This window comes from Microbispora sitophila (genome assembly GCF_014892245.1).
GTDB lineage: Bacteria > Actinomycetota > Actinomycetes > Streptosporangiales > Streptosporangiaceae > Microbispora > Microbispora siamensis.
Genome location: NZ_JADBGC010000018.1, coordinates 185,216 through 205,930 on the forward strand (window position 1 = coordinate 185,216; position 20,715 = coordinate 205,930).

Below are 20,715 nucleotides of genomic sequence, written 5' to 3' on the forward strand. Positions count from 1 at the left end.
GTCAGGAGCTCAGGACCTCCTCGCGCCGCCGGGCGAGGGACTCCTGCTGACGGGTCAGCTCGCCACAGCGGGCGGAAACCTGATTGACCATCCCCGCGACCCACTCGGCGACCTCGCGCACCGCCTCCGCCGTACGGGCGATCCGCTGGTGCTTGATGGCGTCGGTGATGATGTTGTCGAAGAAGACGTCGGCGAACCAGCGGGTGTCCACCTTCGGCAACTGAGGCGCGGCGTTGACGCCGATGTCGGCCAGCTCGCGGGAGAACCGGTCGAGCGCGCCCTGCGCGTGCCAGGCCGCCTCGTCGGCCTGACGCAGGTGCCCGTGCTCCACCATGTCGGCGAACCCGCCGCCGTTGCTGAACATATCCCACGTCGAGGCGCCGCGGGCGCCGCCCAGATGCCGCAGGACATAGCCGACCGCCTGGCCCGCGGCGGCCCCGGCCTGCTGCGCCTCCTGGTGCTCGCGCAGGTCGGCGCTCACGTTCGACAACCGTGCGGCGATGTCGGCCAGCTCCCGCCCGCGCGGATCGCCCGACTCGACCAGCATCCGTTCCTTGCGGGCGAGCAGCACCTCCAGCTCGTGATGCGGGTCGCCGAGCTCCGCGAGGGCCTGGTCGGTCGTACGCAGGTCGCCGGTGAGCCACTCCAGGCGGGTGCGCTGACCGGTGACCCGCTGGCGGGCCGCCGCCGCCTCGGCCCGTTCCCGCGCCAGGCGTTCCTCCTTGCCCCCGGTCAGACCCGCCAGGAAGGCGGTGAAACCCCCCTGTTCCAGCTTGGCGACGTCGCGATCCTCCTCGGCGAGCTGCCGCTCCAGGTCCGCGAGCACGCCACGAACCTCCTCGATCTGAGTCAGGAGAGTGGCACGCTGCCGGGTGAGCTGGTCCCGGCGCCTGGCGCGGTCCCGCGCGTCCCGGATCTCATCATCGATAGCAGCGAAAGGAGTCACACTTCACAGACGTCCGATAGACATCCAAACGTTCCCGCGCAGATCCGGGCGGGCCGCCGCGCCCCACTCCGGCCCCCGACCGCCCCCGACGGCCCCCGACCGCCCCCGACCGCCCCCGGCCACCGTCGGCCACCGTCGGGTCCCGTCAGGGGACCAGCACGATCTTGCCGGTGGTTCTGCCGGTCTGCCCCAGCTCGTGGGCCTTCGCCGCCTCGGCCAGAGGGACGATCTGATCCACATGCACCCTGAGCCGGCCCGCCTCGACGAGAGAGGCCAGCTCGGTCAGATCGCGCGCCAAGGGACGCACGGACACGACCTGGAGACGGATGCCGAGTTCGGCGGCCCGCTGCGCGGTGATGCCGGGGTTGCCGCCGATCGCCGCGATCAGCAGGCCGTCCGGTCTCAGGGCCGCGGCGGAGCGCTCTCCGTGCTCCCCGCCCAGCAGGTTGAGGACGACATCCACCGGTCCGGCCGACGCCACGAAGTCCTCGGCGGTGTAGTCGATCAGGTGGTCGGCGCCGAGCCCCCGCAGGAACTCGTGCTTGGCCGCCCGCGCCGTGCCGGAGACATGTGCCCCGCGCGCCTTCGCGATCTGGACCGCCAGGTGACCCACGCCCCCGGCGGCGCGGTGGACGAGCACAGCCCCTCCTCCCGTTTCTTGACGTCTTTGGGAGTTCGAACTAGGTACGGCGACGGCATGAAGGTTTGCGCCAATGGAGGCGGTTCATCGGTCATTCCAATGGTGTGGCGGAGGGGTCCGGATCGCTCGATAGCCGCGAGGCGATGCCGTCGCCCGCGCTGTACAGCAGACCGCCTCCTGGGCCAGCGCCACCCATTCTGTGATCACGCGGACTATGTCCGGGCCGAGGCTGGCGTAGCCCTCGGCGAGCATCCGCGCCTGGGCCTGGGAGGCGAACATCGCCCTGCCTGAGGACTGGCTCACCGCCGTCGTCACCGTCGTCATCATCGGCGGTTACGCCTTCATCGCCTGCCTCATCGAGACCTGATTCCCCAGCGCCGGACGCATCCTCATGACGCTCGGCCTCACCAACCAGGCCCCGGTCTACCGAAAGGTCATCCCCGGCCAGGTCATCCGTGACTGAGCCTCAGCACACCGGAGGGCCCGCGACCGCAGGGGGTCGCGGGCCCTCCGCATGCATCAGGCCCTGTCGCCCGGGCAGGCCCGGGGCCGACACGAACAGCTCAGCTAGGAGCACCCGACGTGTCAGGCGCCCAGCACTCGTTACGCCTCGCCTGGCTCTTCCACGTCCACTCCGTCGTCCGTCCGTCTCGCCTTGCGCGGAGCTGCAGTGCGCCGAACGGTCAGGCCTGCGAGGTAGGCGCGGAACGCGTTCAGGCGGCTAGGGCGCACATCGAGGCGGTCGCCGTCAATACGCACATCATGGAGGCGCACGTCGCTGAGATCCACACCGTCAAGGTTCGCTCCGTCGAGGACGGTACGGGTGAGGTTCGCGTTGCTGAGGACTGCACGCCGGAGGTCCGCGTGAGCGAGGTCCGCGTCGGTGAGATCCGCAAACTGGATGTCCGCACCGGTGAGGTCGGCATCCATGAGGATGGCCCCGGCGAGGTCGGCCTGGAGCGAGGCGCTAGTGAGGTCGGCGCCTCTCATGAAGGCGTGAGTGAGTGTCGCCCCAATGAAGCTCGTGCGGCGGAGGTTCGCATCAATGAGCATCGCCTGGCTGAGGTTCGCCTCGACGAGATCCGCGCAATAGAGGTTCACACGGTTCAGCATCGCGTCGGCGAGCTGCGCCTTACGGAGGTCTGCGCCGCCGAGGTTCGCACCTCGGAGATCGATCGGCTGCCGGTCCTGGCGAACGTTTCGGCGACTGATGACAGTCAGGGCGGCCTGGATATCCGTGCGTAGCGGCGGAGGATCCCCCGGGATCTGATTGTCGGCGTCATCCTCCTGATCGGCTGCATCCTGGTCGTGCGAGTGTTCACGGACGAAGGCGGCCAGCACTTCCATCACGGTGGGGTGGTCGCGGGCCGAGTCGCGGGCGATCCGCTCCAGCGCATAAATGCCGCCCAGGCGGATGTCGAGCTTGTCGGAGCCGAGCTGCTCGATCGCCTTGGTGTACCGGTCGGTGATGTGCCCCTGGCGGGCGGTGTCGGCGTTGCGCGCGGTGTAGAAGACCGCCGCCAGCGCGACCAGTCCTGTGGCGACTGCGAGCGCCCGCCCGCGCACGGCGTCCAACGCTGCGGCCAGGTCCTTGCCCGTCAGGCCGCTCACGCCGTCGAAGTGGGCCAGCACCCACGCCGCTCCGGGACCAAGTACCCAGCCCAGCACGACGGCGAGAACCAGGCCGAGCGCGATCAGGATGAGCCCGGGGAACCTCACACGATCCACGATGACAAGCGCTACGCGCCCGTATCTGGACTATGCCGCCAGTGATGGCCGATTGTGACGCAGCCCCCTGGTTCGCCGCTTAGGCCCAACTAGGGGTGCGCACCCTACTGGACCCGTAACCCACCTCAGGGGGCCTCGATCAGGGTTGGCAGCTCGGTCGGGGCCCTTCGCCGTGTCGGGCCTTGGCTGCGTGCCAAGGTCCGTGGCTTCAAATTGACGCGACAGACGCTAAATGGCTGCACATCGTGCGCAGTAGCGTGCGCACGAACCCGGTGTACGAACCGAGCACACGCACGAAACGGCGCAGGTACGTGCATGCAGTACTTGCACATCCACGAACCTGAGCACGAACACGCATAAGAACGTGGGCACGAATCACGCAGTGGCAGCGCGCTCGGGCGGGTCTTCCCCCTGGTCCAGGGGGTCTCGCCCCCCGAATCGGGTGTGGGATCGCCTCGCCGGGATCCGGCGGCGGTCGTCAGCGCCTTCCCGGCGACGGAGGGAGAAGGGCGACCTGGTAGCGGTCGCGGTAGGCCACTCGGGAGCCGGGGGCGTTCTTGACGCGGATCACCCGTACAGTGTGACCCGCCTCGCGCAACTCGGCGCAGTGGGCCCGGCCGTACACGCGCCAGCCCTCCTCGGTGTACCAGAACCGGACCCGGCGGTTGTTCAGCGGCGGCAGGCGCAGCCCGTCCAGCGAGGAGCACGGACCGCCCGACGCCCACGCCCCGCGCAGCCGCGTGCCCGAGGGCCGCTCGCCGTCGTCGCGGGGGATGTCCGCGTCCACCCAGCTCGTGATCGTGTCCGCCAGGATCCGGTAGAGCATGCCGGCACCTCCCACCCCAAGGATGGGCCGGATCGCCGCCGGTGACCAGGGTGCGGAGCCTCAGGCGGAGTACGGGCACTCGCGGTGGACCTGGCGCACCAGCCTCTAGGTGATCTCGGGCCCGACGCCCGGCAGCCGTTCGGCGAGCCGGGGTCGCAGCCGACTGCACATTGAGCTCGAAAAGGCGGCGGTGGCCACCGTCGCGCAGCTCGCGCGTCCGGGCCGCCGCGGCGTCGCCCAACCACGCGCGCTCGTCCCAACCGCGCCCGTCTGGGAAAGGGCCGGTAGGCAGCGAGGCCCGGACAACGCATTCGGGCTCGATTGCCCATCGCGGTCGGGGTTCGGTGTGGGCGGCCGCAGGCGGTTCGGCCGGGCTGCCTGTGCTCGTCTTCGCCCGGGCTGCCTCGGCCAGGGCCCGGCGAACCGCCGCACGTCCGGCGGCCGTCGCCTCGTGCTGTGCGGCCCGCGCCGCGCCGAGGATGCCCGGCCGTGCGCGGCTGACCTCGTATCAGCGTTTCTCCGCGACTGGCACTCTGCGGCGGCTTCGTAAAAAGGACCTCCCCTACCCCTCGTTTTATCGAACAGACCATCGATTCTGTCTGGTTCAACTCGGGACTCTCATGCGGAAACCTACGAGAACGCGGGAAGGTGTCGCGTTACCGAGAGTGCACGGAAGTTATGTCCGATTTTCGCCTAATTTGCGGGGTCGGTATGCGAGGCTCATGGATGGCATGCGCCGACGGTTTGCCTATGGTTCAGGTGAGAATCCGCCAATTCTGGCTGTACAGGCGCGGGCTACACCTCCACTGGCTCGCGAAGTAAGCATTCATGACGCAGGGTAATAGGCCGACACTCCGTCAAGTTCAGGTCCGTCGCCGAGCTTGGCGGCCTGGGTCGCGCTGCTGCTGCGGCACGTGCTTGGGGCGAGGTTCCGGCACGGGGGCGGCGACAACCAGAAGTGGCAGGCACCCCCCGTTCGGGGCGCAGCTTCGGAATAAGGCGTCGGGGGACATGCCTGGTCAACCCCTTCCACAACGTGGACGACGGCTGGAAGCTGGCCGGCTGAGGGTCATTCACGTAGTGGATGACGACGAAGTCGGTCTGATCGAGCACGGCGTTCAGCACGTCGTGCCCCTCCAGGCTGTCCACCAGGATCAGGTCGACGCCCCGACAAGCTGAGGGCAGCCGCAAACGCCCCCGGCACGGCCGGGTGCTCGGCCACAAACAGGGGTGCTGCCGTCAGCCTGGGTGGTGGCCGCGCGTCCAGGACACGTCAGCCTGGGCCGATCACTCGGCGGAGGCTGAAAACGCGAGGCCTGCTCTGCTCGCCCCCGGCGGCCGCATGAACGGCTGGCAAGAGCACCCAGAGGACCGGCTCACTCACATTCCCACCGTGCTGCGCTACCCCCGCCGCCGCGCTGGAGGGTTCAGATCCCCATTTTTGCGAAGCGATTTTCGACATCTCGGATGGCCGCGGCGAACCACTCAATGATTTTACCGACCCAGTCGTTGTAGCTCTTCACCGTGTTAACGATGAAGTCATGTACCTTCTTCCACGTTTCGCCGAGGTATTGGAACTCCTCATTGGAGATGTTTATGATCAATTGCTGCCAGTCCGGGTGCTGGTACGCGATCGTCCTGAGGTTTGTTGTGAGATCGATCTGAGTCTCGGTAAAGGAGCGAGTGATAATCGCGTCTGCTAGGCCGTCCAGGCGTCTGCCGTACTCGTCCGAGCTCATCTCGCCATCGTGCGCTGCGCTCGCCCAGGCGGAGATCTCTTCTCCATACGTTTTCATATCCCGCACAGTCGGCTCTTCGGCGTAATTCTTAAGAACATCTTTGAGGGGCTGGGGAAGTTGATCCCTCAGGGCGTCACGGGTGAGGGTGAGTTCGGAGGGGAGGATGAATCTTCCGACCTGCTGATTAGGGAGGGCGCGGCCATCACGAAGGGCCTCCGCGCGGACTAGATAGTGTTGCCGGATGGAGTCCAGGTACTCATCGAATTCCTCGACGGTCAGGCTCGGAAGTGACATGACATTCATTCCTTTCGCGAGACGTGCGGGAGCAGTTTCTCCGTGAGGCTAGCTGTGGCACAGCAAGCGCAGAGGGCGGCCGTGCGCCTGGTGGGCGTCATGTAGAACGGGTCATTCAGGTAAGGGGATGACGACGAAGTCGGTCTGATCGAGCACGGCGTTCAAATCGTCGCCGCCGGGCACCCATCTGCAATCCTCGGATTAGGGCTGCCAGTCATGCCAATCTTGATTGTCTATGCAGCACAGGTGGTAGTCGGTACCGATGCATGCGAGCATCACTGCCCCCTGATTCGGGTCTTTGGTCCGCAACGCTGTACGCAGAGCCCGAGCGCGACACGACTGTCGCGCACAGTGACATTCCCGATGCAATATGTGATAAACCGGTCAAGGGCGTTGCCCACGCGGGTGCGGCCCCTACGGAAGACCTCGACCTTGAAGAGCGCCGCGCGCCGATCCGATCCAAGGGCGACGCCACCGAATGGGGGTACTGGGACAGCGGGGCCGGTCACCGCTACCGGCCCGGCATCCTCGCCGGTGCGCGCCCTACAGGACCCGGCGACCTGCCCCAAGCGGGTGGCGCTGGTCAACGGCGGTTTCGAGGCGCCAGGGCGGGCAGTTCGCCGAGTTGAACGCCAACCAGGTCTCGACCCTCTACCAGGACCAGCCGACCACTCCCGGGCAGAAGCTGTACTGGCGGCTGTCGCACCGCGGCCGTGAGGGCACCGACGTGATGGCGTTGGACATCGGCGCGCCGGCGAACCCGGCACAGCAGGCGACCATGTCCGACGGCAACGGCAAGTGGGGCACCTACACAGGCGTCTACACCGTGCCCACCGGGCAGACGACCACCCGCTTCGCCTTCCGTTCCATCTCGGCGGCCGGCGGCAACAACACCTACGGCAGCTTCCTTGATGATGTCTTCTTCGGCACAGCGCCGTGTGATCGTCACCAAGTCCGCCAGCCCGCAGGGGCCGGTGAACGCCGGAGACGTCATCACCTACCGGGTCACCGCGGTCAACCAGGGCGGCGGCGCCGCGGACAACGTCCGGCTGAGCGACACGGTCCCGGCCGGGACCACCTTCGTGCCCGGCTCGCTGAAGATCGTGGACGGCCCCGGCGCCGGCGCCAAGACCGATCCGGCCGGCGACGACCAGGGCGCCTTCGATGCGGCCACCGGGAAGGTCACCTTCACCCTCGTACCGGCGCGACCGCCGTCGGCGGGGGCTCGCTGCCTAACAGCGACGCCCCGCCCGGCGGCACCACCGTGGAGTTCAAGGTCAAAGTCGGCAGCTCCGCCGCCGGCAAGCAGGTCGTCAACCAGGCCGGCGTCTCATATGAAAACCGGTTCGGCGACCAGCCTGAACCGCTGACCTCCACCAGCGGCGACGCCGTCACCGCCGTGAACGCGGCCCCCGACCTGAGCGTGGTCAAGACCGCCGCGCCGATCCGGGGCAACGTCGGCGGTATGGTCACCTACAAGGTCACCTTCCGCAACGCCGGGCCCGGTGAGGCCACCGGCGTCACCGTGAAGGACGCCCTGCCGGCCGGGCTCAGCCTGTGTCGGCCACGGCCTCGGCCGGCTCCTACGCCGGTGACACCTGGACGGTGGGCACTCTGGTCGCCGGTGCCACCGCCACCTTGACCATCGAGGCCAAGGCCACCGCGGTCGCCGAGACCACCAACACCGCCACCGTCAGCGGCAACGAAACCGACCCCGACCCGTCCAACAACAGCGACAGCGTCGAGGTCTGCATCGACCCCGCCTGGTCCGACCAGGTCGTCATGTCCGGGGTTTTCGGCATGCTCAACCAGCCGCTGAACCAGTGGGTCGATGTGCCCGGTACCGATCTGGTGCTGCCGGAGGCCGGAAAGTACACGCTCGATCTCGACGCCCGCGCCGCGATTCACTCGCTGCACCCACACTGGTCCAAGATCGCCGCGCGCTTGATCGACGTCACTACCGGCACCCTGGTGCCGGATTCGTACCTGTGGACGGTGGGATGGCCAACTTCGAGGCGCCCTCGCCGATACCGGGCGTCGTCCAGGGAGACTCGGCCGTCGACAACTCCGCGCACCGCAGCCTGCTCTACACGATCCCCGGGCCAAGGACCATCCGCATTCAGGTGATCCGTCTCCAGGACAACCGTCCGGGACTCCAGCCGGCGGATAGGGCAGAGGTCATCGGCAACACCGGAATGCGCGCGATCAAGCTCGGCGACTGAGGACGGCCGCGACGGGCGCACGGTCCTTCACAGGGAAAGTGAGACGGCCAGCCTGTAGGAGGCGGCCGGGGTAGGACAGCCACACCCCGCCGCCATCCTCGCGCAGCTCATCGCCACCACCTGGGCCGCCGGCCGCGCATCCGCGCCGGGGCCCACACATGCCCTGGGCAGGAGTGACTCTCGGCCAGCCCTCGCGCGCCATGATCGCCGCCGTCGCGCTCGCCACGACCCGGCCGACCCCCGCGACGCTGCGATACACCTCGGCTGACCGGTCCCCAGACACGACACCACCCTGGAGGCCCTCCATGTGGGTCCGGCCAACGCCCCACCGGCGCGGGGCTGTTCACTGCGGTGCCGGTCAGTAGGCGCGCTTCCAGTGCCAGCGGCCGTCGCTGCTGTAGTAGCTGCACTTGTAGCGCTTGTTCGTGACCTTGGCATACCCGTACTTCCCGTGGGCCGCGGCCGGACAGTAGGCCCCCGGCGTGATGCAGGCCCAATGGTTGCCCACCCGCTTGTAGCAACTCGCCCCGGCCGACGTGGCAGAAGAACGGACGGACGCGTCGGCCGGCACGGCCGATGCGGCGGGGGCGACGAGAGCGGAGCGACGAGCGCGCTCGCGGCCAGGAAACAACCGAGCACGTGCTCTCCCTTGGGTCTCCTGATCGACGCCCTGCGCGACGGGCCGGTCAGGTTCGGGGCCCTGCGGCGCAGGCTCGACGGGATCACCCAGAAGAGCCTCACCCAGACGCGGCGGAACATGGAGCGCGACAGGATGGTCATCTGGACCATGTATCCCACGATCCCTCCCCGGGTGGAGTACGAACTAACCCAACTCGGGCACAGCCTGGTGACGCTCATGGAGGGCATCCGGGTCTGGTCCGAGGCGCACGTGAGCGAGATCATGTCCGCACGGGCGAACTTCGACAGCCGGGCGGACGAGGAGCCGAAGCCCGTCACCCCCAGGCTGGCCACCTCGCCCTGACAGACGCCGCACGCCGCCGCTCCGGCACGCCGCTGGGAAGCCGATTCAGGCGACCAGCAGGCCGGGAGTGTGGTGCGGGCGGGGGTTTCCGTCGCGACCTCCCGGCCTGAGACAGGAAAGGGCGGCGGCGGCCGGCGTGAGACGTACGCGCAGGAGCCCGCTCTCCTCGTCCGGCGTGCCGCGCGGGGACCCGTAGTCGGCGCCGGGAATGTGGAAGGGCCCGCTGTCCAGGTCCGCTCCGCCCGACAGCACGGCGTAGTCCATCCCCGCCACCAGAAGACGGCGGGCGACGCCGCGGCAGGGCGCCAGGAGGCCGGTGGACAGCCAGGCGAGGTGGCCCGCGAGCAGCGACTCGGCCACGGTGCGCAGGACCGTGACCGCGCACAGGCTGTGCGCGCAGGCGAGGCCGGTCAGCGTGATCTCCGGCAGACCGAAACGCCGCAGGCCGCGCGAGGTCGTGACGAGGCACGAGCAGCCCCCGTCGGCATCGGCTCCCGCAGGTGCGGCAGCGCCGAGGCGGAGGGCACAGGCGTGTTCCTCGTCTGCGCACGACACTCTCCAGCCCAGCCAGTCGTCGCCGAGATGGAAGTCCCGCCGCTCCCCCGGGCACTCGGCGCAGTGGTAGACGGCCGCTCCCGTGAGCGGGTCGTACAACCCGCCGTGGTAGGCCTCCGCGATCCCGCGCGCGGCCGCCCGGGCGACCTGTGCGGCCTCGGGTTGTTCCTCGACGGGAGCGGTGCTCGTCACCACCACGTGATGACGGGCCCGTCTCACCCGTCTGAGGTCCTCGGCGCTCAGGTCCATCCGCCGCCAGGGGGACCGCGCCGACCGGAACGCCTCCAGCGTCAGCCGGGGCGTGCCGAGCGCGTCTCTGGCGGCGCGCCGATGGGACGGTCGCATCCGCCAGGGGACGATCGACGAGAGATCGGTCGGCGTACGGTCCGTGACGACGACGAAGACCGACGAGGTCTGCGCGGGCACGGGATAGGTGATTCGCATGGCTCCTCCTCCGCGACGTGCTGCACCTACAACCGCCGAAGCGGCCGCGGGAAGTGCCGCAGGAGCAGCCTGGCCCCGCACCTACCGCTCCTCGCACTGCCCGCAGGGTCACAGCCTGCGCGACTCCGCCGTCGCCCGTCCCACCCGAACGCCGCTCTGTGGACAGCCGGCGAACAGAACGGGCGAATCTCCGCGTCACATCGCTCTGGTCCACAGGTCGCAGGTCAACGGGGCTGTCCGGCGAGCGCTCAACCGGCCTTGCCCGAGATCAGGAGCCGATGGGACTCCAGCGTCCCTTCCGGCAGGTCGTCCTGCGCGACCCACCGCGCCTCCAGGATCTCCTTGGGGTCGATCTTCATCGTGCCGCCCGCGAACTCGGCCTCGTACGCCACCTCGACCCGCAGCCGGTAGCCGCTCTTGAGCTGGACGAGCTCACCGACACGCACCTTCAGACCGGTCTCTTCCCGCACCTCACGGACGACCGTCTCCTGGAACGTCTCCCCCTTCATGGCGCAGCCGGTGGGCAGCCCCCACTGCCGGCCTTCCGGCCACAACCGGTGCCGGAGCAACAGCACCCGCCCGTCTCCGTCGCGAACGATCCCCGTGACGCCGACCATGAACTTCGCCTGCGAGATCCACAGCAGTCGCCACTGCATCGAACCGCCGATGCTCCGCCACAGCCGGGCGACCAGATCGTTCACGATGAACCCCTTCGTCCACGATGACCCAGCAGTCAGAAGGACATCATCACAGGCCCGGCCGCCGACGCCGTGTCACCTCCTGCCAGAGGGACGCCCACTGTCCGGCGGTCAGGTCCTTGGGCAGCGCGTGCGGCGTCACCCGCGCGTCACGCGCCCAGGCGCGTACGGCCTGGCGGTCCAGGCGTCCCGTGCGTTCGAGGATCTCCGTGAGGCCGCGCCCGCGCCCGGTGAAGACCCGGCGCACGAGGTCCTGGTACGGCCCTCGCTCGGCGACGAGGGGTACGGCCCTGCGCGTCATGGTGAGCAGGCCGCCGTCGACCGAGGGGGCGGGCCGGAACGAGCGGGCCGGCACCCGCGCATGCACCTCGAACGCGTACCACGGCCACCAGGCGGCGGTCAGCATGCTGGCGCCGCCCACTCCGGCCCGCCGCCGGGCGACCTCCCACTGGACCAGCAGCACCGCCGTCCTCCAGCCGGGCGCCGCGAGGAGCCGCCGCATGATCGAGGTCGTGAGATGGAACGGCAGGTTTCCGACGACCACGTGCGGATGCCGGGGCAACCGGAACCGCAGGATGTCGGCGTTGACGACGGTGACGTTCGCCGGGACGCGCCGGGCCAGCCGGCGCGCCCGCCCGGAATCGACCTCGACCGCCGTCACCGGCCTGCCGTACCGGCTCAGGGGAAGCGTCAGCGCCCCGTCCCCCGCGCCGACCTCGACGATCGGGCCGGTCGTCCCGGCGACGAGTTCCCCGATGTGGGCAATGACCGTGCGGTCGACGAGGAAGTTCTGGCCGAGCTCGTGCCGTCCGCTCTGATGAACCATGGAAGTGCTCCGCGAGTGCGCGATCGGAGCCGGGCAGCGCGAACCGCCGCACCGGCGAGGACACCGATGGCGGCGGAGCCGTACAAGAGGAAGGATCCGCCGCTACGAGCGGCGGATCCTCGTGAAGCATGCGAAGCAGCACATGGGCGTCACCTTAGCGAGCACGGCGGGAGGAGCCGCAAACCATTTTCCGCGCGTGTCCTCCACCCCCGCTTCCACCCGTCCTACCGCGACGCGCCTTCACTCCAGGTCATGTCGATCCGCTGCCCGATGACCTCGTATCCGGCACGGAGGAACGCCCGGGCCATCGGGACGTTCCCGACGTCCGTGGCGGCGCGGATGCGCGGGACGCCCTGCCCGGCGAGGATGCGCGTCCCCTCGGCCAGCAGGTCGTCGATGTAGCCGTTGCCGCGGTGGGCGGGCACGACCCCGATGTACGCGATCATCGGGCTGTATTCGTTACGGGCAGGGATGACGAATCCCACCGGTTCGCCCTCGGGTGACGTGCCGATCCGCCACCAGTCCCGTGGGCTTCGGTAGTGGGCGAGCTCGTCGTCGTAGTGCTGGGCCGCGGCCCGCTCGGCGGGCATTCGGGTGAGGTCGGCGCGGCTGTGGGCGTCGAGCGTCCCGTCGAGGACGAGGGTCATCAGGGCGACCAGTTCCTCCCTTCCGGTCACCGGCCGGAAGGCCAGCCGCCCGCTCGGCGGGGCGATGGGAGTGCCTGGACGCCACTCCAGCCGCAGCCGTTCGACGAGCAGCCGGGCGCCGGCCCGCTCCAGCACGGCCATGCGGTTCTCGACGGCAGGCCTCGCGTTCGCGTCGTCACGCCATCGCGGAGGGACGAACGCGTTGTATTCCGGCGGACATCCCCCGGCCGGCAACACCGCGGCACTCGCGGTTTCGAGCAACCGGACCCCTGCGTCGATGCTCGCCGGTCCGGGCGTGGTGTCGTCGAGGTCGAGGATGTCCAGCAGCGCCGGCGCCTCGCCCGCGCTCGGGGCCCACCAGGCCAGCCTGGCGACGAGGCGGTCGCCGCGCAGCGCCATCCACATCCACTCCGGCCGCCGGCGGCCGGAGGCGAGGTCGTCGTCGAGCTCGTCGTTCAGCAGGTAGGGCAGGCGGCAGAAAAGGTCGAGCTCCTCGCGCCCCGTGATGGGGCGCATGGTCACGTCATTGGGGTTCAAACTGCACTTCCTCAGGCGAGGCGTGCCCGCTCGCGCCCAGGGGTCAGCGTCCGGCCGTACCCCGGGAAGGAACCGGCACGACGTTCTTGGCACACATCGGCTCGTCCCTCCTCTCGTCGTCGTAGGTCTGCGCCTGTTCTATCGGACGTGCCGCTCGGCCGGCCAATCCTTTTCCGCCGCGTAACCGACCGGCCGGTGGCCATTCGGCTCCTCGCCTGAGCGCCGCCGGGGCGCCGCCAGGGCGGCCAGCGCGGTGGTCACGGGGACGGCCGCGATGAGTCCCAGCGTGCCGACGATGCTGCGGATGATCTCCTGGGCGAGGACGGGGTTGCGCAGCACGTCTCCGAGCGGCTGGTCGCCGACGCTGAACAGCAGCAGCAACGGCAGCGCGGCCCCGGCGTACGCGAGGACGATCGTGTTGATCACGGAGGCGATGTGGGCCCGGCCGACGCGCGCGGCGGCGCGGTAGAGGCGCCCGAAGGTGTAGCCGGGGTTGGCCACGGCCAGTTCCCCCACGGTGGCGGCCTGGGTCACGGTGACGTCGTCGAGGACGCCGAGCGCACCGATGATGATCCCCGCGAGCAGCAGGCCCTGCCCGTTGATCCGGTAGTTGCTGTCGAGCAGGAACGAGCTGTCGTCGGTGACCCCCGCGAGGTGCGCGACGTCGATGGCGAACGCGGACAGCAGGCCGGTGAGGGTGAGGCTGACCAGCGTGCCCAGCACCGCCATCGAGGTCGCGATCGTGAAGCCGTGGGTGAGGTAGAGGACCGCCAGCATGATCGCGGCGGAGCCCACGATCGCCACCAGGGCCGGCGGCTCACCGGCGAGGATCGCGGGGACGACGAAGGTCAGCAGCAGGACGAAGGTCACGGCCAGCCCGATCAGCGCGGTCAGTCCGCGCCAGCGCCCGAAGGCGACCACCGCGAGGGCGAACGCGGCGACGAACAGCCACAGCGGAGCGGACCGGTCGTGGTCCGACAGCAGATACTCGGGTGCGTCGAGCGCGCCGTCCGGCACATGGACCAGTACGACGTCCTCACCCACCGCGAACCGCTGCGCACCGGGACCGGTGGGCAGATCGGTGGTGACGGTCCGGCCCTCCTCGGACCCGCTGGTGATCGTCACCCGGACGTTCCCGCAGGCGTCGGAGCCCGGCGCCACGGCCCGTCCGGTCGTCTGCTCGTCCGGTGCGGCGGGGCACGGCTTGGGGACGACATCGACGATCGTCCCGTCCACCTGCCGCAGCGAGGACGAGGACGAACCGTATGGCCGGCCGTCGCCCGGCCACAGCCATATCAGGGCGGCCACCGTCACCAGAGCGACGGGAACGATGACGGCCAGCGTCGCCACCACGGTCCGGCGGGAAACGGGCAGGGCGGTCGTGCCGTGGCTGTGATTGGCGCCCATCTGGACGTACGTCTCCTCGCATCCGGGTCGTACCGCACCGATGCTAGAGGTCCAGCGGGGAGGTTCGCCCGGCTGCGGTGCGGTGACCCCGAGGGAGCGGCCGAGGCCTGCTCCCGGTGGGACCTTCCCGCACCGGGAGCCTGTCGCCCACGACGGCCGTCCGCCTGAGACGCCGCACGGCGCAGGCCGGGCGGCCCCCGCGTCCGGCCCTACCGGGCCGTGGCGGGGACGTCCAGGGTCACTTGCAGTTGCCCCACGTCAGGCGGCCACCGCTCGCGATCTCCCCGTCGACCCGCGTGTCGGCGATCGTGCCGTAGTACTTCACGCACTTGCCCTTGGCGTTCAGCTTCACCGGACCGGCGTAGTACTTGTACTTCTTCAGGTGGTCGATCTTCTCGGCCGTCCTCCCGTTGGGCAGTTGCACCATGAGCTGGGCGGAGGTCCTGGTGGGCGTGCCGACGTACGCCGACTTGATGGTGACGACGCAGTTCTGCCCGGTCGAGCGGTTGTAGAGCAGGTAGACGCGCCCGAAGACCTGCCCCGAAGGGGTCTTCACCGCCCGGCTGCCGTCGTGAGAGACCCGGCCGAAGCCGGAGCCGCACACCCCCTCGGGGGTGTAGCCGGCGGAGATCGCGTATGCCGGGTTGGCGACGAGCCCTCCGACGGCCAGCGCCGCTGCGACGACGACCGTACTCGCGGACCTGCGCATACGTTGTCCTTTCCCAACCGCCACCCTCCATCCGGGCGGCGTCCTGGCGATCATCCTCGCGGATCATCAACCAGGAGATGACCGAAACAGTCAAATTTGGGCAAGACGAATCGCGCGCATCCGCCACGTGGCTGAAACATTCAGCCCGGAACGCCCTCATCGGCCCGTGAAGAGGCGAACGGCGGGGCTCTTCCACCGGAGGCTTGACCTGCCCGGGTCGACCGTCGACGCTTCGTCCGGCGGCGCACGACCGATGCGATCATGCCGCTCCCGCATGTGGGGCCGAACTGACGGTGGTCTTCGCGGCTGCTCCTGTCAACGCGCACATGACGGAGGTCGGATGCTCGGCAGAGGAAGCAGCCATCGCCAGGCGGCACAGCGCACGCAGGTCCGGAGCGAAGTCCGGACGCACGGCTCGCGTGTGCGCGCCCGCATGCGCACGGTCGTCGCGTGCTCCGTGGCCGCCCTCACCGGAGTGATCGGCACGGTGTCCCCCCAGGCGGTGGCCGGGGCGGCCGCCGCCGGTTGCCTGGTCGACTACAGCGTCACCTCGCAGTGGGCCGGCGGGTTCACCACCGCCGTCACCGTGACGAACCTCGGCGACCCCGTCTCCGGCTGGAAGCTGGCGTGGTCCTTCACCGCGGGTCAGACGGTCACTCAGGCGTGGAACGCCACCGTCACGCAGAACGGGGCCCAGGTCACCGCGGCCGACGCCGGATACAACGCGGCCCTCGCCACCGGCGGCTCAGCCGCGTTCGGCTTCAACGGCTCCTGGAACAACTCCGCCAACCCCGTGCCCTCCTCCTTCACGCTCAACGGCACCCCCTGCACGGGCTCGGCGACCTCCACGCCGAGCCCCTCCGCCAGCCCTTCCGCGAGCCGGACACCGAGCCCCACCCCCACGTCGACCCCGCGTGGCGGCGACGGCAGCCCGGCCGACCCCCGCATCGCCTACGTCGGGCGGTGGGACACCGGATCGAGCACCGGATACGTGCCGAACTGGACGGGCGCCTACCTCGAGACCGCGTTCACCGGGACCGCGGTGAAGATCAAACAGCGGGACGCCGTCAACATGTACGTCAGCATCGACGGGGGCGCCGACGTGTTCTACGCCGGCGTCAGGGGCACCGTGGACCTGACCCCGACCCCGCTGCCCGCCGGCACGCACACCCTGCGCGTGTCCTACCGCTCAGGGGACACGATCTTTCAAGGGCTGGTGCTCGATCCGGGGGCGACCACCGTGGACCCACACCCGTCCACCAAGCTCATCGAGTTCGTCGGCGACTCCATCACCGCCGGATACCTCGATTCGAAGCTCGCGCTGTCCGCGTACGGCTGGGTCCTGGGCGAGAGACTCCACGTCCGGCACACCCAGATCGCCCGCGCCGGCTACTGCCTGGTCGCGCAGGAGGGGTGTGCCGGGCAGAGCACGCAGTATTTCAAGCTCGGGAGCACGGGCGCCACGGAGTGGGACTTCTCCCGCTACACCGCCGACGCCGTCGTGATCAATCTCGGCACCAACGACATCGGCCATCACGTCACCGGCTCCGCCTTCCAAGCGGCCTACACCTCCTTTCTGAGTGCCATCCGAGCGAAGTACCCGAAAGCGGCCCTGTTCGCGATGGAGACGTTCAAGCAGCGCTACGTCGCCGAGACCAAGGCGGCGGTGGCGGCTCGCAACGCCTCCGGCGACGCCGACGTCTACTACATCGACACCGAGGGCTGGCTGACTCCGGGCGTCGATTACGCCGACGGCGACGGGCACCCCAGCGACGCCGGACACATCAAGATCGCCAACCGTCTCGCCCCCGTCATCGCACCCAAGATCGGTGTTTCCGTCCCCTAGCGGAGGCCGTCCGTGCCCTACCCCACGAGAGGGGCGCTTCGCTCCTCGCTCGCCGCCACACTGGCCGCGGCCCTCGCCGCGGTCTCGATCACACTGCCTCCCCGTGCACACGCCGCGACCGGCGACGGCTCGCCGACCGATCCCCACATCTCCTTCACCGGGCGGTGGGACACCACCGACCCCACCGCGTACACGCCGCACTGGGCCGGCGCCTACTTCACCACCGGCTTCACCGGCACCACCGTCAAGCTCAAGCAGCGCAACGCCATCGACCTGTACGCCAGCATCGACGGAGGGCCATACACCTACTACACGAACGTCAGCGGCACGGTGAACCTGACCCCGACCCCGCTGAGGGCCGGCGCCCACACCCTGCGCGTGTCCTACCGAGTCGTGGCAGGGTCCTATCACGGTGACGCGGTCTTCCGGGGGCTCGTCCTCGACCCCGGCGCCGGTACGGTCGCCCCGCGGGTTCCGCGCAAGCTCATCGAGTTCGTCGGCGACTCGATCACCGTGGGCACGACGACGTCGAAGAACGCGCTCACCGCGTACGGCTGGCTCATCGGAGAGCGGCTGAGCGCGCGGCACACGCAGATCGCCCAGGGAGGCGCCTGTCTGGTCGCCACCGTCGACGGCTGTGTCGGTTTGGAGAAGCAGTTCGCCAAGCTCGACGCCAACACGCCCACCCCCGACTGGGACTTCTCCCGTTACACCGCCGACGCCGTGGTGATCAACCTGGGCACCAACGACTCCGGCCATGGGGTTCACACACCGGAATTCCAGACCTCCTACACGAACCTTCTCCGGCAGGTGCGGGCTGAATATCCCAAGGCAGCCATCTTCGCGCTCGAGACCTTCAGCAAACGGTTCGCCGCCCAGACCCAGGCCGCGGTCAAGACCCTCAACGACGGCGGCGACGCCAACGTCTACTACGTCAACACCGAGGGATGGCTGACCAGCGCGGAGCTCAGCGACTCCGTGCATCCCAACGACGCCGGTCATCGAGCGATCGCCGACCGCCTGACCCCGATCATCTCCGCCAAGCTCGGCGGCTCCCCCTCGCCGTCGCCCAGTCCGTCACCCAGTCCGACTCCCACCCCCACGCCTGCCCGGACCCCCACGCCGACACCGACCGCGGCGGGAAGTTGCACGGTGACCTACACCATCACCAACCAGTGGCAGGGCGGTTTCCAGGGCGATGTGACGATCGGAAACACCGGCAGCGCGGCGGTCGGCGGCTGGAGACTGACCTGGTCCTTCCCGAATGGGCAGCAGATCAGCCAGGCATGGAACGGCGCCTACAGTCAAGGCGGCAGCACGGTGACCGTAACCGACGCCGGCTGGAACGCCGCCATCCCGGCAGGCGGCACGGCGGCGTTCGGCTTCATCGCCGGCCAGTCCGGCGCGAACGGTAAACCGACCGCCTTCGCCCTCAACGGCACGCCCTGCGCCGTCCGCTGACCGCGACCGGCTGGGCGGGAGCGGCGCCCGGTCAGGGAGCCGGCGCAGCGGGGCGGTCAGGTCGCGTCGTCAGGCCCGTGACGCGAGGACGGCCTCCGCCAGCGCCCGCGCGGCCAGAGCGGGGCGAGCACCGGGCCGGGTGACCGCGTGGGCCAGCACGCCGTCGATGAGCACGAGGAGCTGGTCGGCTCCCGCGTCGGGAGCGGGGTGCCCGTGGCGGGTCAGTTCCGCCGCCATCAGCCGGTGCAGTCCCTCCTTGAAGGACCGCACCTCGGCGTGCGCCGGATGCGCGGGGTCGGTGAGCGTGAGCTCGGCCGCCGTGTAACGGCACCCGCGGAACGTGGGCTGTGAGGTGATCACATCGAGCTCGTCGAACACGGCCAGCACCCGCTCACGCGGATCGTCCCCGGCTTCGTTCATGACCTGGCGGTAGCGGTCCAGCCCTCCGTCGCTGCGCAGCACCTCGGCCACGAGGCCGTCCTTGCCACCGAAGTGCTGGTAGAGCGAGCGCCTCGCGACATCGGCCTGCTTGAGGATCGCGTCGACGCCCACCTGCACGCCCTGGCTGTAGGTGAGCTCCCTGGCGGCGTCGAGCAGCCGCTCGCGGGGGCCGGGTCTTGTCGTCACGTGACGATTGTGGCACGGGCTTGACAGTAGATCAACTGGTCTATCTAATTAGGCACCGTATACCGATTGTTCTATCTATTTCGGGAGTGCCAATGGCCCGCGCGGGGACTCTCCCCACCGTGCTGACCGGCGTCTTCGTCGCGATCCTCGACTTCTTCATCGTCAACGTGGCGATCCCCACCACGCAGCGGGATCTGCACGCCGGACCTGCCGCCGTCGAATGGGTGGTCGCCGGATACGCCCTGGCGTACGGCTCCGGGCTTGTCCTGGGCGGACGCCTCGGCGACGTGTTCGGCCGGCGCCGGATGTTCGCCCTCGGCCTCGCCCTGTTCACGCTGGCGTCGGTCGCCTGCGGGCTGGCCCCCGACGCGGGTTCGCTGGTGGCCGCCCGTGTCGTCCAGGGGGCCGCGGCCGCCGTCCTCGCCCCGCAGGTGCTCGCCGTCATCCGCACCGCCTACAGCGGCGCCGCCCAGGCCAGAGCCGTCAACGCGTACGCGCTGACCATGGGGCTTGCGGCGGTGTTCGGCCAGTTGGCCGGAGGCCTGCTCATCCAGGCCGACCTGTTCGGGCTCGGCTGGCGGGCCTGCTTCCTGATCAACGTCCCGATCGGCGCCGCCGCTCTCGCGGTGACCTGGCGGATGGTTCCGGAGAGCCGCGCGGCCGGTGCCGTACGGCTCGATCTCGGCGGGGCCGCCCTGGTCACGCTCGCGCTGGCGGCCACGCTGCTGCCGCTGATCGAGGGCCGCGAGCAGGGGTGGCCGGTGTGGACCTGGGTGTCGTTCGCCCTGGCCGTCGCGCTGCTGCTGACCTATGCCCGGCGGCGGCACGACTCGCCGCTGATCGACCTCGCCCTGTTCCGTGAGCGCGCCGTCACGGCGGGGCTGCTCACCAACCTCGCGTTCTCGATGGGCATGGCGGCGTACTTCTTGATCTTCGCCATGTACTCGCAGGAGGGCCGGGGCCTGGACGCCCTGCACGCCGGCCTGGTCTTCACGCCGATCGGCGCGGGCTACCTCGTGGCGTCGCTGCTGGCGCCGCGCCTGGCCGGGCGCTTCGGCCGTCAGATCATCGCGTTCGGCGGTCTGACCAGGGCGGCCAGCCTGGCCGTCCTTCTGGTCGCGGTCGCCGGAAACGCGCCGATCGGCTGGCTGGTGCCCGTGCTGGCCGTCGACGGGGCCGGCATGGGCCTGGTGCTGGCGCCCATCATGGGCACCGTCCTGTCGAGGGTCGCCCCGCACCACGCCGGCGGCGCCGCGGGCGCCCTCACCACCGCCCAGCAGGTCGGCGGCGCCCTCGGCGTCGGCATCATCGGCATCGTCTTCTACAGCGCCCTGTCCGGCGGCGTCACCGTGGCGTTCCAGCACGGGCTCGTCTACCTCATCGTCATCACCCTGGCCATCGCCGCTCTCGTCCAATGGCTCCCGCGTGCCAGGGCCACGGCCTGACCGTCATCTGAAGGAATCTCAATGACCATGTCAAGCGGCGAGCGCTGTGAGCTGGGACGGCGGAACAGGGGAGAAGACCCGGTTGTCGCGCAGCAGAGCCCACAGCACATCGACCAAGCGTCGGGCCAGAGCCAGT

The 20,715-nt window shown here is 69.7% G+C and carries 19 protein-coding genes and 1 pseudogene; 6 read left to right on the top strand and 14 right to left on the bottom strand.

Features of this window, described 5'->3' with window-relative positions; translation table 11 throughout:
- Position 1 precedes the first annotated feature (1 nt).
- The 6 genes from IL992_RS30410 to IL992_RS46720 all read right to left on the bottom strand — a co-directional run bounded on the left by IL992_RS30410 (position 2) and on the right by IL992_RS46720 (position 6,971).
- A complete protein-coding gene (locus tag IL992_RS30410) occupies positions 2–826 on the bottom strand; it encodes a hypothetical protein (protein WP_193206769.1) in 825 nt (274 codons plus the stop codon).
- A gap of 265 nt (positions 827–1,091) precedes the next feature.
- Positions 1,092–1,586, bottom strand: coding sequence for a zinc-binding dehydrogenase (locus IL992_RS30415; RefSeq protein ID WP_319018931.1), 495 nt, complete (start codon positions 1,584–1,586; stop codon positions 1,092–1,094).
- A gap of 603 nt (positions 1,587–2,189) precedes the next feature.
- Positions 2,190–3,305, bottom strand: coding sequence for a pentapeptide repeat-containing protein (locus IL992_RS30420; protein ID WP_193206770.1), 1,116 nt, complete (start codon positions 3,303–3,305; stop codon positions 2,190–2,192).
- 487 nt (positions 3,306–3,792) lie between these two features.
- Positions 3,793–4,140, bottom strand: a complete 348-nt coding sequence (locus tag IL992_RS30425; RefSeq protein ID WP_193206771.1) for a hypothetical protein — start codon at positions 4,138–4,140, stop codon at positions 3,793–3,795.
- Between the two features lie 1,427 nt (positions 4,141–5,567).
- Entirely contained in the window at positions 5,568–6,173 is a 606-nt protein-coding gene (locus IL992_RS30430) for a hypothetical protein (RefSeq protein WP_193206772.1), read from the bottom strand.
- A 651-nt stretch (positions 6,174–6,824) separates the two neighbouring features.
- Entirely contained in the window at positions 6,825–6,971 is a 147-nt protein-coding gene (locus IL992_RS46720; protein WP_226874037.1) for a hypothetical protein, read from the bottom strand.
- 116 nt (positions 6,972–7,087) lie between these two features.
- Here IL992_RS46720 and IL992_RS49060 point away from each other — a divergent pair, with 116 nt between their 5' ends.
- A complete protein-coding gene (locus tag IL992_RS49060) occupies positions 7,088–7,543 on the top strand; it encodes a DUF11 domain-containing protein (protein ID WP_226874067.1) in 456 nt (151 codons plus the stop codon).
- A 53-nt stretch (positions 7,544–7,596) separates the two neighbouring features.
- Positions 7,597–8,300 (top strand): annotated as a pseudogene (locus tag IL992_RS48570) (hypothetical protein).
- 453 nt (positions 8,301–8,753) lie between these two features.
- Here IL992_RS48570 and IL992_RS30440 read toward each other — a convergent pair.
- A complete protein-coding gene (locus IL992_RS30440; RefSeq protein WP_193206773.1) occupies positions 8,754–8,903 on the bottom strand; it encodes a hypothetical protein in 150 nt (49 codons plus the stop codon).
- A gap of 141 nt (positions 8,904–9,044) precedes the next feature.
- Here IL992_RS30440 and IL992_RS30445 point away from each other — a divergent pair, with 141 nt between their 5' ends.
- Positions 9,045–9,377, top strand: coding sequence for a winged helix-turn-helix transcriptional regulator (locus IL992_RS30445; RefSeq protein ID WP_193206774.1), 333 nt, complete (start codon positions 9,045–9,047; stop codon positions 9,375–9,377).
- Positions 9,378–9,422: 45 nt separating this feature from the next.
- Here IL992_RS30445 and IL992_RS30450 read toward each other — a convergent pair whose 3' ends face one another.
- The 6 genes from IL992_RS30450 to IL992_RS30475 form a co-directional block, all read right to left on the bottom strand.
- The gene (locus tag IL992_RS30450) at positions 9,423–10,376 is read right to left on the bottom strand and encodes a hypothetical protein (protein ID WP_193206775.1); all 954 of its coding nucleotides are present in this window, start codon (positions 10,374–10,376) and stop codon (positions 9,423–9,425) included.
- A 248-nt stretch (positions 10,377–10,624) separates the two neighbouring features.
- Positions 10,625–11,077, bottom strand: a complete 453-nt coding sequence (locus tag IL992_RS30455) for an NUDIX domain-containing protein (protein ID WP_193206776.1) — start codon at positions 11,075–11,077, stop codon at positions 10,625–10,627.
- Positions 11,078–11,123: 46 nt separating this feature from the next.
- Complete coding sequence (gene erm, locus IL992_RS30460) at positions 11,124–11,900, bottom strand: 23S ribosomal RNA methyltransferase Erm (protein ID WP_193206777.1); 777 nt, start codon at positions 11,898–11,900, stop codon at positions 11,124–11,126.
- A gap of 224 nt (positions 11,901–12,124) precedes the next feature.
- Positions 12,125–13,063, bottom strand: a complete 939-nt coding sequence (locus tag IL992_RS30465; RefSeq protein ID WP_193206778.1) for a GNAT family N-acetyltransferase — start codon at positions 13,061–13,063, stop codon at positions 12,125–12,127.
- 159 nt (positions 13,064–13,222) lie between these two features.
- On the bottom strand, positions 13,223–14,491 hold the full coding sequence (locus tag IL992_RS30470) for a YibE/F family protein (protein WP_193206779.1): 1,269 nt from the start codon (positions 14,489–14,491) through the stop codon (positions 13,223–13,225).
- Between the two features lie 238 nt (positions 14,492–14,729).
- A complete protein-coding gene (locus IL992_RS30475; protein WP_193206780.1) occupies positions 14,730–15,200 on the bottom strand; it encodes a hypothetical protein in 471 nt (156 codons plus the stop codon).
- 433 nt (positions 15,201–15,633) lie between these two features.
- Here IL992_RS30475 and IL992_RS30480 point away from each other — a divergent pair, with 433 nt between their 5' ends.
- Both IL992_RS30480 and IL992_RS30485 read left to right on the top strand, forming a co-directional pair.
- The gene (locus IL992_RS30480; RefSeq protein WP_193206781.1) at positions 15,634–17,046 is read left to right on the top strand and encodes a cellulose binding domain-containing protein; all 1,413 of its coding nucleotides are present in this window, start codon (positions 15,634–15,636) and stop codon (positions 17,044–17,046) included.
- A 12-nt stretch (positions 17,047–17,058) separates the two neighbouring features.
- A complete protein-coding gene (locus tag IL992_RS30485) occupies positions 17,059–18,507 on the top strand; it encodes a cellulose binding domain-containing protein (RefSeq protein ID WP_193206782.1) in 1,449 nt (482 codons plus the stop codon).
- A 69-nt stretch (positions 18,508–18,576) separates the two neighbouring features.
- Here IL992_RS30485 and IL992_RS30490 read toward each other — a convergent pair whose 3' ends face one another.
- Positions 18,577–19,134 (bottom strand): TetR/AcrR family transcriptional regulator, encoded by a 558-nt coding sequence (locus IL992_RS30490; RefSeq protein WP_193206783.1) that lies wholly within the window; start codon positions 19,132–19,134, stop codon positions 18,577–18,579.
- Positions 19,135–19,226: 92 nt separating this feature from the next.
- Here IL992_RS30490 and IL992_RS30495 point away from each other — a divergent pair, with 92 nt between their 5' ends.
- Complete coding sequence (locus tag IL992_RS30495; protein WP_193206784.1) at positions 19,227–20,579, top strand: MFS transporter; 1,353 nt, start codon at positions 19,227–19,229, stop codon at positions 20,577–20,579.
- Positions 20,580–20,715: the final 136 nt, after the last annotated feature.

Excerpts from the sequence above, each read along its gene's own strand:
- IL992_RS30425 (WP_193206771.1), bottom strand. The coding sequence starts at position 4,140 with ATGCTCTACCGGATCCTGGCGGACACGATCACGAGCTGGGTGGACGCG.
- IL992_RS30430 (WP_193206772.1), bottom strand. The coding sequence starts at position 6,173 with ATGTCACTTCCGAGCCTGACCGTCGAGGAATTCGATGAGTACCTGGAC.
- IL992_RS49060 (WP_226874067.1), top strand. The coding sequence starts at position 7,088 with ATGTCTTCTTCGGCACAGCGCCGTGTGATCGTCACCAAGTCCGCCAGC.
- IL992_RS30450 (WP_193206775.1), bottom strand. The coding sequence starts at position 10,376 with ATGCGAATCACCTATCCCGTGCCCGCGCAGACCTCGTCGGTCTTCGTC.
- erm (WP_193206777.1), bottom strand. The coding sequence starts at position 11,900 with ATGGTTCATCAGAGCGGACGGCACGAGCTCGGCCAGAACTTCCTCGTC.
- IL992_RS30465 (WP_193206778.1), bottom strand. The coding sequence starts at position 13,063 with ATGCGCCCCATCACGGGGCGCGAGGAGCTCGACCTTTTCTGCCGCCTG.
- IL992_RS30470 (WP_193206779.1), bottom strand. The coding sequence starts at position 14,491 with ATGGGCGCCAATCACAGCCACGGCACGACCGCCCTGCCCGTTTCCCGC.
- IL992_RS30475 (WP_193206780.1), bottom strand. The coding sequence starts at position 15,200 with ATGCGCAGGTCCGCGAGTACGGTCGTCGTCGCAGCGGCGCTGGCCGTC.
- IL992_RS30480 (WP_193206781.1), top strand. The coding sequence starts at position 15,634 with ATGCGCACGGTCGTCGCGTGCTCCGTGGCCGCCCTCACCGGAGTGATC.
- IL992_RS30495 (WP_193206784.1), top strand. The coding sequence starts at position 19,227 with ATGGCCCGCGCGGGGACTCTCCCCACCGTGCTGACCGGCGTCTTCGTC.